Source organism: Streptomyces sp. NPDC053665 (assembly GCF_055585285.1).
Map to the genome: position 1 here is coordinate 56977 of NZ_JBVJKK010000004.1, position 14847 is coordinate 71823.

Genomic DNA, 14847 nt, shown 5'->3' on the forward strand with positions numbered 1-14847 from the left:
CGGTGACCACCGCACCGGCGCCGGGCAGCCCCGACCCTGTGTCACACCCGCTGCCACAGCGCCGGAGTGCCCACCGGCGACCAGGGGCCCTGCGCCTGGTGGGTCTGCAGGCACTGGTAGCGCACGCCCGCGTGGGTCACCGTCGCCCCGGCCTCGTACACCCGCCCCGCGGCCCAGGTCTGCGCGGCGGCGTCCTGCGGCGCCGGTTCCTCCTCCTCGGCCTCGGCGGTGGTCAGGGTGAGGCCGAACGCCTCGAGCAGGGCGTTGACCGGCTGGTAGAAGGTCGTGCCACCGGAGGTGCAGTCACCGGAGCCGCCGGAGGTGACGCCCTGCGCCTGCGCACCCGAGACGTACGGACCGCCGGAGTCGCCGGGTTCGGCGCACACGGTCGTCTGGGTCAGCCCGTCGACCCTGCCCTCGGCGTAGCTGACGCTCGTGTCGTGCTGCTCGACCTTCCCGCAGTGCCAGCCGGTGGTGGAGCCCGAACGGCAGACCGCCGCCCCCACCAGCGCCTGCACCGAGCCGGTGATCTGCAGGTCCTGCCCGCCCTCGCCCTTGACGTTCGGCGTGACCGTCCACTGGTCGTTGACGGCCACCCAGGACATGTCCTTGCCGGGGAAGGTGGAGGCCTGGAACGTGCCCTGCTCCGCCTGGTTGTGCCCGGTGGTCTTCGCACCCGCCTTGCCGCAGTGGCCCGCCGAGGCGAAGCCCTGCTGCTCGCCCTTGGTGACGGAGAAACCGACCGAGCACCGGGCGGTGCCGTCGATGTAGTAGGCGTCGCCGCCGGTGATGTCCTCCAGCAGCCGGGGCCGATGCGCCGCGACCTTCACGCCCACGTTCCCGGCGTCCAGACCCGCGGCCTCCAGGAACGCGGCGGCGGCGCTCCTGCTCGTGGCCTGCACCACCACCCGGTTGGCCGGCACGTCGACGTACCACAGGGGCGTGTGCGCGGTGCCCACCCGGGCCGCCGCCGCGTCGAGCCTCTCCTTCGCGGCGCGCAGGTCGCGCAGCGGCTGCTTCACGACCGCGGCCTCGGCGCCCTGCGCCTCGATCGCGGACACGTCCGCGGCGTCCGTGGTGGCCACCACCAGCTCCTGCGAGGTGGCGCCGCGCAGCCACGCCCCGGCGAACCGCTCGCCCAGCGCGTTGCGCAGCAGTCCGGCGCGGGTGCCGGCCTCCGCCTCGTTCACCAGCCGCCGGGACGCCTCTTCCGGGGTCAGCCCGAGGTCGCGCTCCATGGCGCGCAGCAGCCCGGCCGACGGCCGGTCGGCGCCCAGGGTCCGGGCGGCCGAGGGCAGGGGGCCGGGGGCGGGCGTCGGCTCGGCCGCCGCGGCGGGGATGCCGGTGGCGACGAGCGCGCCGAGTGCGGCCAGGGCCGCCCGGCGGCCGGTCACGGCATGTCTGTGGGCCATGCGAGGTGTCTCCTTCGGTCACGGTGTGCGCTGCGGGTGTGCGCCGCAGGGGTCTCGCCGCGCGGGGTCCGGTCGCGGCGAAGCCGTTCGCTGAGGCCTTGCCGGACGGGGGCGGCCTGATGCCCGAGGCCGCCCCGGTTCGCGCTTTGGTGCCGGGAAGGGCGCCATGTGCAGTACGGGAGCGCGTCAGGCGGGCTTCAGTCCGGGCGAGCCCACCTCGGTGACGAAGGACGCCGTCGTCGCGATCGACGCGCCGGGCGTCGTGATCGCCGGGACGATCCGGAAGTCGACCTGCGCCTCGTCCCGGCCCAGCTCCACCCGGACGTAGCCGCGGCGGCCGTCGTAGTACTTCATGTGCGGGTTGGCCGTCATGTACGTCTCCCAGTCGGCGGGCTTCTCGGTGCCGTCGCCGCCGCTGGCGATGGAGGTGCAGGTGAACTCCGTGCCGACCGTCCGGGACGCCGGGTCGTCGAAGTCCTCCTTGATGTCGAAGGCGTAGCCGACGTGGACGTCCCCGGTGAGGACCATCCAGTTGTCGATGCCCGCGGCCTTCGCGCCCGCCATGACGCGCTGGCGCGAGGCGCGGTAGCCGTCCCAGGCGTCCATGGAGACCCGGGCGGGCGCGGTCAGGTCGAACTTGCGCTGCGAGAAGCAGACCTGCTGCGGCATCACGTTCCACAGGGCGTCGGAGTTCCGCCAGCCGTCCAGCAGCCAGCGCTCCTGCGCGTCGCCCGTCAGCGTGCGCGCCGGGTCGTCCGACTCGGGGCCCGGCGCGTGCGGCCGGTCGTCGTAGGCCTGGTCGGAGCGGTACTGGCGGGTGTCGAGGATGTCGAACTGGGCGAGGGACCCCCAGGTGAGTCTGCGGTACAGCCGGGCGTCGGGCCCCTGCGGCAGCTGGTCGGCGCGCAGGGGCTGGTTCTCCCAGTACGCCCGGTAGGCGGCGGCACGGCGCACCAGGAACTGGTCCTGGGGGCTGCCCTTCTCGTCGTAGGGACCGGCGTAGTTGTTCTCGGTCTCGTGGTCGTCCCAGGTCACCACGAACGGGTGCTGGGCGTGCGCGGCCTGGAGGTCCGGGTCGTTCTTGTACAGCGCGTAGCGCAGCCGGTAGTCCGCGAGCGTGGTCGCCTCGTGGTTGAAGACGTCCGGCAGTTTGCGGTCGGTGTACCGGCGGGCCCCGCCCGCGGAGTTGACGCCGTACTCGTAGAGGTAGTCGCCGAGGTGGAACACCACGTCGACGTCCTCCTGCGCCAGGTGCCGGTGGGCGGTGTAGTAGCCGTCCTGGTAGGCCTGGCAGGCGACCGCGGCCAGCCGCAGGGTGTCGGTGTCGCCGCCCGGGGCGGGCGCCGTGCGGGTGCGGCCGACGGGGCTGATCCAGGCGCCCACCCGGAACCGGTAGTAGTAGGTGCTGTCCGGCGACAGGCCCTTGACGTCGACGTGCACGCTGTGGGCGTACTCCGGGTGGGCCGTGGCGGCTCCCTGCTGCTCGACGAGGGCGAACCACTCGTCGATCGCCACCTCCCAGTAGACGACGACCCGCTCCTGGCCGAGGCCGCCGTCCTCGGCGAAGGGCTCGGGTGCCAGCCGGGTCCACAGCAGCACCGAGTCGGGCAGCGGGTCACCGGAGGCCACGCCGAGGGTGAACGGGTCGGCGGTGATGCGGGCCGCGTCGCGTTCCCGCGCGGCGGTGGCGCCGCGGGCCGGCCGGTTGGTGGAGAAGGCGAGCATCGCGGCCGCCGCGGTGACGGTCAGGAAGCGGCGGCGGGCGAGGTGCGGCGCCGCCGAGCGCAGTACGGCGTCGTGCGGGGAGAAGGCATGCTCGGACGGTGTTCCTCGACGGCCCGTCAGCGCCATCCTGGGGTCCTCTCGTACGGGGCAGGGGCGCCCCGGGCGAACGCGTGGGGACATCGCCGGCGTGCGGAGCGCGGAGCTCGCATGCTAAGCAGACAAAATGCCTGAAACGGGCACGACGTGCGGGGCGTTCACACCACAGGCGGTACGCGGGTGGGCCGGGCGGCGGGCACGACGCGAACCGCCGCCGGCGGGCGCCGGCGGCGGTTCGGGTGACGCGGGGGTCAGTGGGTGTGTCGGGCGGCGGCGCCGGTCGCGGCGCGCTCCTTGACCGGCAGGTGGTAGACGTGGAAGGCCCGCCCGATGACCGGCTGGGCGACGTTGCGCACCCGGACACCGCCGGTGGTCATGCCGTGCTCGGTGCCGGCGTGCGCGTGCCCGTGCACGGCGAGGTCCGCGCCCGCGGTGTCGATCGCCTCGGCCAGCAGGTAACTGCCCAGGAACGGGTAGATCTCCAGCGGCTCGCCCGCCAGCGTGTCGGCGACGGGGGAGTAGTGGGTCAGGGCGATCCGCACGTCGCAGCCCTCCTCGCCCAACTGCTCCAGCGCGGTCCGCAGGCCGTCCGCGCTGCGGCGCGAGTACCGCACGAACTCCTTCATCACCGGCTCGCCGAACTCCCCGGCGCAGCGGCCGACGAAGCCGCCGCCGAACCCCTTGGTCCCGGCCACGCCGATGCGCGCCCCGCCGCTCTCCACCACCGTCCCCTGTCCTTCCAGGACGTGGGCCCCGGCGTCCCGCAGGATCTGCGCGCACTCCTCCGGGCGGTCGTCGTGGTGGTCGTGGTTGCCCAGGACGGCGGCCACGGGGACGCCGAGACCCTCGATCTCCCGCGCCACCACCCGCATCTCCTCGGGCGTGCCGTGCCGGGTGAGGTCCCCGGCGAGCAGCAGGAGGTCGGCGCACTCGGGCAGGGTCTCGAACGCCGGGCGCAGGACGCCCTGGCTGTCGGGCCCCATGTGGATGTCCCCGACGGCTGCGATGCGGATCATGAGAGCTCCTCCGCGTGGTCGGGGGAGGACGCCTCGGTGACCACGAGGTCGCTGTGGACGGGGAGACCGGCCAGCTCCTCGTGGACGGTGCGCAGGATCTCGTCGCGGCAGGGCGCCGAGGGCACGGTGCCGGTGAGCAGCACCGTCCGGCCGCGGGCCTTGACCCGGACGCCCAGTTCACCGAGGTCGCCCGAGGCGAGCCGGTCCTGGAGGTGGGCGATGCGGTAGTCCAGGTTGTCGGGCGGCGTGCTGCCGCCGGTGTCCTGGGAACCGTGGGTGCTCATGGGGTGCTCCTTCAGATGACGTTCAGGCGCTCCAGGAGGAAGAAAAAGGCCGCGGGCATGGGTTCGTCGCCGCACGCGCCGCGCACCCGCTCCCAGTCGACCTTCTCGCGCAGTGCCCGCGCGATGGGCAGGACCGCGCCGAAGTCGCAGTGGTGCTCGGAGAACGCGGCGAGCAGGCTCCACAGCAGATCGGTCGGGGCCAGCACCGGCATGCGCACCGAGTCGACCGACAGTTCCTCGGCCCGCTCCAGCATGTCGGCGCCGACCGGTCGGTGCGCCAGCTCGAAGATGACGTCGACCGGCTGGCCGAAACAGGTGGCCTTGATCAGCCAGTCCTCCGGCGGGGTGTACACGTTCAGGCCGGCCTCGCGCAGGGTGGCGGCGACGGCGTCCGCGTCCTGCGGACGGATCGCGAAGTCGACGTCGTGCTGCAGGTTCTTCTCCCCGCCATGGGCGTACGCAGCGACGCTGCCGGCCAGCGCGAACAGGTGCCCCTTGCGCTTGAGCAGGGCGCCGACCTGCTTGGCCGCCTCCAGGATCGCCTGGTTGCGGTCCACGGGGAGCTCGTGGGGCGGTTCGTCCGCGGCGAGGTCGGGTGGCGGCGGCGGGGAGTCGGACCCACCCGGTGCCGTCCGGAGATCCGGGGCCTCCGGCCCCCGGACGAGCGTCGCGTCATCCCCGTTGTGCGTCATGACCACTCCTTCGCGCCGAACCGGACACCGCTGCCGTGCGGCGCCGGACCGAGACCGCCTGCGTGTGTCTGCATCAAGTACCCGGCGCGCCCGGCCCGACACGGAAGGCTTCCGGCCGCAGGCGGCCCCCCCGGCCCGGCGGGCTCGGCGCTTCGCCCGGAGCGGTTGCGGTGGTCTGCTCCCGCACCCGGGGCGCGCCGCACCTGCGGCGGCTGCCGGGCGGCGGCTGCGGCGTCCTCCCGTCCGTCGCGGTGCCCCGCGCCGGGAGGCATCCCCCCCCCGGCGGCCGCCGTGCCCGGGCCCGCGGCGTGCGCTCCGGTGGCGGCCCGCGTCGCTCCGGTCGCCGGTCCCTCCGGCCCTCCGGTCCGGCGGGCTCGGCGCTTCGCCCGGAGCGGTCGTGGTCGTCCGCTCCCGCACCCGGGGCGCGGCACCCCCGCGGCGGCTGCCGGGCGGCGACTGCGGCGTCCCTCCGTGTGTCGCGGTGCCCCGCGCCGGGAGGCACCCGCGGCGGCCGCCGTGCCCGGGCCCGGGGCGTGCGCTCCGGTGGCGGCCCGCGTCGTTCCGGTCGCCGGTCCCTCCGGCCCTCCGGTGCGGCGGGCTCGGCGCTTCGCCCGGAGCGGTCGCGGTCGTCCGCCCCCGCACCCGGGGCGCGCCGCACCCGCGGCGGCCGCCGTGCCCGGGCCCACGGCGTGCGCTCCGGTGGCGGCCCGCGTCGCTCCGGTCGCCGGTCGCTCCGGCCCTCCGGTGCGGCGGGCTCGGCGCTTCGCCCGGAGCGGTTGCGGTGGTCTGCTCCCACGGCCGGGGCGCGGCGCACCCGCGGCGGCTGCGGCGTCCCTCCGTGTGTCGCGGTGCCCGCGCCGGGAGGCGTCCCCGGCGGCCGCCGGGGCCGGGCCCGCGGCGTGCGCTCCGGTGGCGGCCCGCGTCGCTCCTGGTCAGGCTGGTAGCGGCCCGGAGCGCCCGGTCCGTCCAGCCGACAAGGAGCACCCATGCGCACGTTGTCCCACGCCGTGATCGCCGCCCTGGCCCTGTCCGCGTTCGCCCTGCCCGCCCGCGCCGCCGTCCTCCCCGCGGCCGTCACCCCGAGCCAGTGCATCGCCGGCGGCGGCATGATCATCATCTCCGCCGTGGGGCAGGGCGATGACGGATACACCAAGCGCTGCGAGGGCGGCATCCACGACGGCCAGACCGTGACCTGAGGCCCCCGGCCGAACAAGACAAGCGCGCCGACCCCCGACAGCGGAGTATGGGGGCAAAGCTCCCTAAACCGGGTGAAGTCATCGGGCACGCTTCCGTGGAGGTCGACATGAACCACCAAGCACCAGCGGCCGCTCTCCCGCAGCCCCTGCGAGCCGTCGCCTCCGGCCTGAAGCACCTGCCCGGCGCGGAACAGGTCGGCAGGGTCGCGACGCAGACCCTGGACAGGATCGGCGCCGTGTCGCCCCGAGGCCGCCGGATGGCCGTCTACGCGGGCGCCGGGGTGCTCGGCGTCGCCGGCGTCGTGGAGTGGCCGGTCGCCCTGACCGGCGCGGCCGTCGCCTGGCTGACCCAGCCCCGGCCCGGACCGCGGCCCGACGGCGCCGCCCCCGACGGCGCCGCCACGACCGGCACCACCGCCGGCGAAGCTTCCGGCCCCGACGAGTCCGGCACCGCCGCCTACGGACCCGGCGACAGGCTCGCCCCCGCCCACTACCGGCGCGAGCGCTCCGAACAGCACGTGCACGAGCAGCCCGCCAAGGTCGGCGACACCGCCACCGCCTCCGCCCTGAAGCAGGTGCACGAAGCCGCCGCCCACAGCGAGGACCGCGACCACCGGCAGGGCCCCGACACCGGCCGCTCCACCGGCTGACCCGAAAGACGCCAGCAGATGCTCACTCGCTTCGACGCCGCCCCGCTCGTCGGGGCCCTGGCCGGCGCCGCCGCCGGCGCCGCCCGCGGCACCGCCCGGACGGCCGCCTCCGCCTACGGCACCACGCGCCGCGTCCGCAACGTCGCCCGCAACGCCCTCGGCGGCGGACGGCACTGGACGGCGGGACAGCGCGTCCACCTCGCCCTGCGGCACCCGGAAGGGGAGACCGCCGCGCTCGCCCGCCGGGCGGCGGCCGAACTCCTCGACCACCCCGAGGTGCTCGCGGCCTACTGGGACGAGGGACTGGCCCGTCTGGTGATCACCGTCGCCGAGGACGCCGCCACCGACCGCGTCACCGAGCACGCCACCGCCCTGGCCGCGCGCCTCGGCCTGAGCGAGGGCGCCGACCCGGTCGCCCGGGAGACCACCCACCCGGGCGACCCGCGCGAGGTGCGGGTGACGGCCGCCGCGATCCTGATGGACGCCGCCGGAGCGGCCGGGGCCCTGGCCGGCCGCTCCCTGCGCCTGCCACCGACCTCCCGCATGGTCACCGCCACCGTCACGCTGCTCCGCGAGAACCCGCGCTTCAGGGCCGTGCTGCGCCGGCGCTTCGGCACCTCCGGCATGGAACTGGTCCTGGCCGCCGCCAACGCCGCCGCCCACGGCGCCGGCCAGACGCCCCTGGCCCTCGTCCTCGACGGCGTGCTGCGCACCGGCCAGCTCACCGAGGCCGTGGCCCGCGCCGCCGCCTTCGAGGCCCTGCACGACGACATCTGCCACGACCGCCGCACCAGCCTCCCGGCCCCGCCGGACAGCCGCCCGCCGCTGAAGGTGACACCGGCCCAGGAGTACGCCTCCCACGCCAGCACCGGCAGTCTCGTCGGCGCCGCCGCCACGCTCCTCGTCACCCACGACACGGGCGAGGCGGCCGAAGCCGTCCTCGCCGGATCGCCCAAGGCCGCCCGCTACGGCCCGGTCGCCTTCAACTCCCTCCTCGGCACCCACCTCGCCCGCGCCGGGATCCTCATCCGCAGCGGGGAGCGGATGCGGCAACTGGAGATCGCCGACGCCCTGGTCCTGCACGCCGGCGCCCTGCGCAGCCGCCGCACGGAGACCGGCGACGACGCCGACGGCTTCCCCGACGACCCCGTGCACCCCTTCGCCGAGGCCGTCCTGGACGCCGCCCGCCGCGCCGGACTGCACGTGGTCATCGCCGGCGGATCCGACCTGAAGGACATCACCCGGCTCGCCGACGAGGTCGCCCCGGGCGCCAGGCCCTTCGGCGACGTCGTCCGGGCCCTCCAGGGCGACGGGCACGTCGTGGTCGCCGTCGCCCGCCTCGACGGCTCCGGCGGCGGGGACCTCGCGACCGGGCTGCCGGCCGCCGACGTGGCCGTCGCCCTCACCGACGGCCGTGCCGCCGTCCCCTGGGGCGCCGACGCCCTCGCGCCCGGCGGCCTCGCCGACGTCTGGCGACTGCTCTCCGCCATCCCCGCGGCCCGTCGCGTCGGGCGCCGCTCGCAGACCCTGGCCCGCGCCGGGGCCGCCCTGTCCGGTCTCCTGGTGGCCCGCGGCGGGCGGCCCCCCGGCGGGCGGTTCCTGTGGCCCCTCACCCGGCACGCCCCCGTCAACATCGCCGCCGCCAACGCCCTGGTGACCGGCTGGCTGGAGGCGACCCGGGTCGCCAGGGCCACCCCGCCGCCACCACGGCTGCACATCCCCTGGCACGCCCTGGAACCCGACGAGGCCCGCGACCGGATCGGCCGCACCCGCCAGGACGACGAACCCCAGGGCCTCGCCCTGCTCACCGACCGCTCACGGCGGCAGGCCGCACGCGTGGGCCGCCACCCCGCCCTCGCCCCGGCCCGCTGGACATGGCAGGCCGCCGGGGCGGTCCGCCGCGAACTCGACGACCCGCTCACCCCCGTCCTGGCCACCGGCGCCGTCGCCTCCGCGCTGCTCGGCTCGGTGGTCGACGCGCTGCTCGTCGTCGGCGCCATGGACCTCAACGCCGTCACGGGCGGACTCCAGCGGCTGCGCGCCGAACAGGCCCTCGCCCGGCTCGCGGCCCGCCAGCAGCCCAAGGCCCGCAGGCACGAGGGTCGCCGCCGCACCGTCACGGTCGACGCCACCCGACTGCGGCCCGGCGACGAGATCAGCCTCGGCGCCGGCGACGTCGTCCCGGCCGACGCGCGCCTGCTGGACGTCGACGGCCTGGAGGTCGACGAGTCCGCCCTCACCGGCGAGTCGCTGCCGGTGACCAAGTCCGTGGCGTCCACCCCCGGCCTGCCGGTGGCCCAGCGCACCTGCATGGTGTTCGAGGGAACGACCGTCGTGGCCGGACACGCCACCGCCCTCGTCGTCGACACCGGCGAACGCACCGAGGCCGGACGGGCCGTCACCCTCGCCGCCCGGACCCCGCCGCCCGCCGGAGTGCAGGCACGGCTGCAGGAACTGACCCGTAAGGCTCTGCCCGTGACCTTCACCGGCGGCGCCGCCGTGACCGGCCTGTCCCTGCTGCGCGGCAGCCCCGTCCGGCGGGCCGTCAGCGGGGGAGTGGCCGTCGCCGTCGCGGCCGTGCCGGAAGGGCTCCCGCTCGTGGCGACGGTCGCCCAGATGGCCGCCGCCCGGCGGCTGTCCCGGCGCGGCGTCCTGGTCCGCACCCCGCGCACGCTGGAGGCGCTCGGGCGGGTCGACACCGTCTGCTTCGACAAGACCGGCACCCTCACCGAGAACAGACTGCGCCTGGTCAAGGTGGCCACCGCCGACGGCACCGTCCTGGACACCGGCAGCGAACAGGCCGACCCCGTCGTACGGCTGGCCGCCCGCGCCTGCCCGCAGGAGGACACCGGGCAGGGCCGCCGCATCGCCCACGCCACCGACGAGGCCGTCCTGGACGTCGCGCCGCCCGACCCCGGCTGGGCCCCGGCCGGCGAACTGCCCTTCGAGACCCGCCGGGGCTACGCGGCGGCGGTCGGCCGGGGCGGCGACCCCGACTTCGGTGAACTCCTGGTCGTCAAGGGCGCCCCCGAGACGATCCTGCCCGCCTGCCGCGACCTGCCCGCCCACGCCACCGACACCGCCCACGACCTGGCCGGGCAGGGCCTGCGCCTGCTCGCGGTCGCCCGGCGCCCCTGCCGGGCCGGCGACGCCCAGGCCGAACTCGACGCGCCCCTGGCCGACCTGGAGTTCAGCGGCTTCGTCGCGCTGGCCGACGTGCCCCGCGACACCTCGCACGCCCTGCTGGCGGAGCTGCGCCGCTCCGGCATCCTGCCCGTCATGCTCACCGGCGACCACCCGGAGACCGCCCGCGCCATCGCCCTGCAACTGGGCTGGCCGGAGGAGACCGAGGTCGTCACCGGCGACGAACTGGTGGCCATGGAACGCCGCGAGCGCGTACGGGCCCTGCACGGAGCCGGTGTCGTCGCCCGGGTCGCCCCCGAGCAGAAGCTGCACGTCGTCGAGGCCCTGCAACAGGCCGGCCGGGTCGTGGCCATGGCCGGCGACGGTGCCAACGACGCCGCGGCCATCCGCGCCGCCGACGTCGGGGTCGGCGTCGAGTCCCGCGGCTCCGCCGCCGCCCGCAACGCGGCCGACCTCGTCCTGACCACCGGCGACCTGTCCGTCCTGGTCGACGCGGTCGCCGAGGGCAGGGCCCTGTGGCGCAGCGTCGCCGACGCGGTCAGCATCCTCATCGGCGGCAACGCAGGCGAGGTCGGCTTCAGCGTCCTCGGCACCCTGCTGGCCGGCGCCTCCCCCCTGTCGACCCGTCAGCTGCTGCTGGTGAACCTGCTCACCGACATGTTCCCGGCCATGGCCGTGGCGGTCACCCCGAGCGACGACCCTTCGACCGCCGAGCACGCCGCGGCCGGGCCCATGGGTCTCGACGTCCTCGGCGCGCCGCTGCTGCGCTCCATCCGCCGCCGCGGCATCACCACCTGCCTCGGCGCGGTCACGGCGTACCTGATCGGCCGTCTCACCCCGGGCACGGAACGCCGGTCCACCACGATGGCCCTGTGCGGGGTGGTCGGCGCGCAGCTGGTGCAGACCCTGACGGGGCGGCGGCACAGCCCGCTGGTGTGGGCCACCGCCCTCGGGTCCGCCGCCGTGCTGGCCGCCCTCGTCCAGACCCCCGGCGTCAGCCACTTCTTCGGCTGCACGCCGCTCGGCCCCGTCGCGTGGGCGGGCGTCGCCGCCGCGATCGCCCTGTCCGCCCTGGCCCCCCGCCTGGAACGCCTCCCCGCCGTGCACGCCCTCTACGGCGTCACCGCGCACCTCGCCCTGTGGCTCGGCGAACTGGTGCGCCAGGCACGGCAGGTGATGCGCAGCGGCGTCGCGGCCCCGGTCCCAGAGTGAGCACGCGGAAGCGGCCGCCGCCCCTCTCGGCAGGGGCGGCGGCCGCTTCCGCGTGCCGGGCGGGCCGGTTCAGACCTCGCCGCGCCAGGCACCGGTCTCCGCGCCGCGGGACTCCATGAACTCCTTGAAGCGGCGCAGGTCACCGGAGACCTGCCGCTTCACGAAGCCGAGCTTGTCCCCGACCGTCTCGGCCAGGCCGCTGGGGTCGAAGTCCATCTGCAGCATGACCTTCGTCGTGTCGTCCTGGATCCGGTGGAAGGTCACCACGCCGGCCTGCTTGGCCTCACCGTCGACGGTGGTCCAGGCGACGCGCTCGTCCGGGACCTGCTCCGTGATCTCCGCGTCGAACACCCGCTCCTGCCCGCCGATCTTGGTCACCCAGCGCGTGAGCGTGTCGCTGCGCTGCTCGATGCGCTCCACCCCGTCCATGAACTGGGGGAACGACTCGAACTGGGTCCACTGGTTGTACGCGGTGCGCACCGGAACGCGGACCTCGATGGATTCCTCTACCTGCGACAAGGCGAAAACCTCCCTCTCTCGTACGGAGCTGCCACCGCCGGGTACCGGAAAACGCGCCGGTCACTCATGCACATGGCGACTTTGTCGTCGAGGTGTCCGTTCCGGCTCAGGCGGGGTACCCGGGGTTCACACCACAGACCGGGAGGTGAAAGCCATGGCGGACACGGACCACAGGGCCGCTGCCGCTCCCCGCGCGGGGAGCGCCCCCACGGCCGCCGACGAGCCCGTCGGCGAGCTGGTGCAGCGCGCCACGCAGCAGCTGACGGAACTGGTGCGCGGAGAGATGCGCCTGGCCCAGGCGGAGATGACCGAGAAGGGCAAGCGCTTCGGCAAGGGCGGCGGCCTCTTCGGCGGCGCCGGCGTGCTCGGATTCGTCACCTTGCAGGCCCTGGTCGCCACGGTGATCGCCGCCCTGGCGGTACCGCTGCCGGTGTGGGCGGCCGCGCTCATCGTCACCGCCGTCCTGGCCGTCGCCACGGGCCTGACGGCCCTGGCCGGACGCAAGCAGGTGCAGAAGGCCACCCCGGCCACCCCGCAGCAGACCATCGACAGCGTCAAGGCCGATGTGGCCGAGATCAAGGAGAGTGCACAGCGATGACCCAGCCTCCGCACGACGAGCCCACCGCCAAGAGCCCGGAGGAGCTGCGCGAGCAGGTGGAGCGCACCCGGCACGAACTGGGTGACACCGTCCAGGCACTGGCGGACCGGACCGACGTGAAGACCCGTGCCCGCGAGAAGGCCGTGGCGGTCAAGGAGCAGGCCGGGACCAAGGCGCAGGAATGGCGCGGGCAGGCGATGGCCAAGGCCCAGCAGGTCGCCCACACGGTGGAGGAGAAGCTGCCCGAGCCGGTGAAGCAGAAGGGCGCCGCGGCCGCCCAGGGCGCCAAGGAGAAGGCCGCCCAGGCCGAGCAGGTCTGGCAGGACAAGGCTCCGCAGCAGCTGCGTGACCGCAAGGCCGCCCTGCTGGCCGGCGCCGGCGCCGTGCTCGTCGCCTGCCTGCTGCTCCGCCGCCGCAGCCACGGCTGACCGGCGCCCCTGCGGGCCTTCCCGCCCGGGCGCGCACGACACGGGACCCCGTCACCGCTTGCGGTGGCGGGGTCCCGCGCGGCAGGGTCACCTGCCGTGGCCACACTGCTGATCGTCCATCACACGCCGTCCCCCAACTGCCAGGCGCTGTTCGAGGCCGTCGTCTCCGGGGCGACGGACCCCGGGATCGAGAACGTCCGGGTGGTGCGCGTGCCCGCGCTGTCCGCCACCGCCTCGGACGTCCTCGCCGCCGACGGCGTGCTGCTGGGCACGCCCGCGAACCTGGGATACATGTCCGGCGCTCTCAAGCACTTCTTCGACCAGGTGTACTACCCGTGTCTGGACGCCACCCGCGGCCGGCCGTTCGGCTACTGGGTGCACGGCGGCGACGACGTCACGGGAGCCGTCCGCGCTATCGAGTCGATCACCACCGGCCTCGGCTGGCGCCGTGCCGCCGAGGCCGTGACCGTGACCGGCGTACCGGACCGGGCGGACACGGAGAGGTGCTGGGAACTGGGCGCGACGGTGGCCGCCGGGCTCATGGGCTGAGCCCGCTCAGGTCTCGTCCAGCCGCCGCCGGTCCTGCTCGTCCCAGGCCCGCGTGTCGCGCGGCTGCGTGTACGGCTCGGCCTCCGGCGGATGCCCGCCCGCGATGGCCCGCTGCCGCACCGTCTCCGCGTCGAACTCCAGACCCAGCAGGATCGCCAGGTTGGTGATCCACAGCCACACCAGGAACACGATGACACCGGCCATCGTGCCGTAGGTCTTGTTGTACGAGGCGAAGTTGGCCACGTAGACGGCGAACCCGGCGGACGCGACCAGCCAGATGAACAGGGCGATGAGGCTGCCCGGAGTGATCCAGCGGAACCCCTTGACCTTGGCGTTCGGGGTCGCCCAGTACAGCAGCGCGATCATCGCCGTGACCAGCAGCACGAGCACCGGCCACTTCGCGATGGACCACACCGTCAAGGCGGTGTCGCCGATGCCCAGTGCCGTCCCGGCCTGCCGCGCCACCCCGCCCGTGAACACCACGATCAGCGCGCTGAACACGGCCATCACCATCAGCACCACCGTCACACCCACCCGCACCGGCAGCAGCTTCCACACCGGCCGGCCCTCGGGCATGTCGTAGACGGCGTTGGCGGAACGGATGAACGCGGCCACGTAGCCGGACGCCGACCACACGGCCAGGACCAGACCGACGATCGCCATCACGGAGCCGACGCCGGCGTTGCCCTGCAACTGCTCGACGGCCTGGGTGATGATGTCGCGCACGGAGCCGGGGGCGAGCTGCTGGACGTTGTCCATCACCTTGTCGGTGGTCGACTTGCCCGTCAGCCCCAACGCCGACACCAGCACCAGCAGCGCCGGGAACAGCGCCAGCACGCCGTAGTACGTCAGCGCCGCCGCGCGGTCGGTCAGCTCGTCGTCCTTGAACTCGCGCAGGCTGCCCTTGAGCACCGCCATCCAGGACTTGCGGGGCAGCTCGCTGAGCGTGTCGGGCGCGGCGCGCTCCACCTCGGGCCCGGGACCGGGCTCGTCCCGCGCCTCGGCGGAGTCCCGGCGCCCGGCGCCGGGCTCCTGCGCGGGGGTGTCACCGCGCTCGGCCCCGAAGGCCAGACGGGCGTCCTCCCGGGCGTCGGAGGGGGCGTCCCGGTGCTCGGGCCCGGCCCCCGCACGCGGCCCGGCCTCGGGACGCGGCCCACCCTCCGCACGCTTTCCGGCCTCCGCACGCGGCTCCGCTTCCTGGGCGGACGGCGGGTTCCCCTCCGCAGCGGACCCCGGGCGCGGGTCCTCGGCCGGCGGGTCCTGACGGTCCTGGCGCTCTTTCCGGCCCGGTATATGCAGCTTCACCATGTGACCCGGGTAACCCCG

13 protein-coding genes are annotated in these 14847 nt (G+C 75.3%); 6 read left to right on the forward strand and 7 right to left on the reverse strand.

Features of this window, described 5'->3' with window-relative positions; translation table 11 throughout:
* Window positions 1–41 precede the first annotated feature (41 nt).
* The 5 genes from ACZ6ZN_RS17415 to ACZ6ZN_RS17435 form a co-directional block, all read right to left on the reverse strand.
* A complete protein-coding gene (locus ACZ6ZN_RS17415) occupies window positions 42–1412 on the reverse strand; it encodes an alpha-lytic protease prodomain-containing protein (protein ID WP_451880179.1) in 1371 nt (456 codons plus the stop codon).
* Between the two features lie 186 nt (window positions 1413–1598).
* Window positions 1599–3263: an alkaline phosphatase D family protein gene (locus ACZ6ZN_RS17420; protein ID WP_469647063.1), complete on the reverse strand. Its 1665-nt coding sequence runs from the start codon at window positions 3261–3263 to the stop codon at window positions 1599–1601.
* A gap of 221 nt (window positions 3264–3484) precedes the next feature.
* A complete protein-coding gene (locus tag ACZ6ZN_RS17425; RefSeq protein WP_398108169.1) occupies window positions 3485–4249 on the reverse strand; it encodes a metallophosphoesterase family protein in 765 nt (254 codons plus the stop codon).
* Window positions 4246–4533, reverse strand: a complete 288-nt coding sequence (locus ACZ6ZN_RS17430) for a BON domain-containing protein (RefSeq protein ID WP_469647065.1) — start codon at window positions 4531–4533, stop codon at window positions 4246–4248. Before ACZ6ZN_RS17430 ends, ACZ6ZN_RS17425 begins: the two co-directional genes overlap by 4 nt.
* An 11-nt stretch (window positions 4534–4544) precedes the next feature.
* A complete protein-coding gene (locus ACZ6ZN_RS17435; protein ID WP_451880182.1) occupies window positions 4545–5225 on the reverse strand; it encodes a nucleotidyltransferase family protein in 681 nt (226 codons plus the stop codon).
* 986 nt (window positions 5226–6211) lie between these two features.
* Between ACZ6ZN_RS17435 and ACZ6ZN_RS17440 the strand changes: the two genes are divergently transcribed.
* From ACZ6ZN_RS17440 to ACZ6ZN_RS17450, 3 genes are all read left to right on the forward strand, one after another.
* On the forward strand, window positions 6212–6421 hold the full coding sequence (locus ACZ6ZN_RS17440) for a hypothetical protein (protein ID WP_469647068.1): 210 nt from the start codon (window positions 6212–6214) through the stop codon (window positions 6419–6421).
* 107 nt (window positions 6422–6528) lie between these two features.
* Window positions 6529–7071, forward strand: a complete 543-nt coding sequence (locus tag ACZ6ZN_RS17445; RefSeq protein ID WP_469647070.1) for a hypothetical protein — start codon at window positions 6529–6531, stop codon at window positions 7069–7071.
* 18 nt (window positions 7072–7089) lie between these two features.
* Window positions 7090–11427 (forward strand): cation-translocating P-type ATPase, encoded by a 4338-nt coding sequence (locus tag ACZ6ZN_RS17450; RefSeq protein ID WP_469647073.1) that lies wholly within the window; start codon window positions 7090–7092, stop codon window positions 11425–11427.
* A 69-nt stretch (window positions 11428–11496) separates the two neighbouring features.
* Here ACZ6ZN_RS17450 and ACZ6ZN_RS17455 read toward each other — a convergent pair whose 3' ends face one another.
* Complete coding sequence (locus tag ACZ6ZN_RS17455; protein ID WP_398108163.1) at window positions 11497–11946, reverse strand: SRPBCC family protein; 450 nt, start codon at window positions 11944–11946, stop codon at window positions 11497–11499.
* Between the two features lie 154 nt (window positions 11947–12100).
* On the opposite strand from ACZ6ZN_RS17455, the gene ACZ6ZN_RS17460 reads away from it, so the two are divergent.
* The 3 genes from ACZ6ZN_RS17460 (at window position 12101) to ACZ6ZN_RS17470 (ending at window position 13521) form a co-directional block, all read left to right on the forward strand.
* Window positions 12101–12544 (forward strand): phage holin family protein, encoded by a 444-nt coding sequence (locus ACZ6ZN_RS17460; RefSeq protein ID WP_398108162.1) that lies wholly within the window; start codon window positions 12101–12103, stop codon window positions 12542–12544.
* Complete coding sequence (locus tag ACZ6ZN_RS17465; protein WP_451879039.1) at window positions 12541–12972, forward strand: DUF3618 domain-containing protein; 432 nt, start codon at window positions 12541–12543, stop codon at window positions 12970–12972. Before ACZ6ZN_RS17460 ends, ACZ6ZN_RS17465 begins: the two co-directional genes overlap by 4 nt.
* Before the next feature lie 96 nt (window positions 12973–13068).
* Entirely contained in the window at window positions 13069–13521 is a 453-nt protein-coding gene (locus ACZ6ZN_RS17470; protein WP_469647077.1) for a flavodoxin family protein, read from the forward strand.
* 6 nt (window positions 13522–13527) lie between these two features.
* On the opposite strand, the gene ACZ6ZN_RS17475 is transcribed toward ACZ6ZN_RS17470, so the two are convergent.
* On the reverse strand, window positions 13528–14829 hold the full coding sequence (locus tag ACZ6ZN_RS17475; protein ID WP_469647080.1) for a YihY/virulence factor BrkB family protein: 1302 nt from the start codon (window positions 14827–14829) through the stop codon (window positions 13528–13530).
* Window positions 14830–14847: the final 18 nt, after the last annotated feature.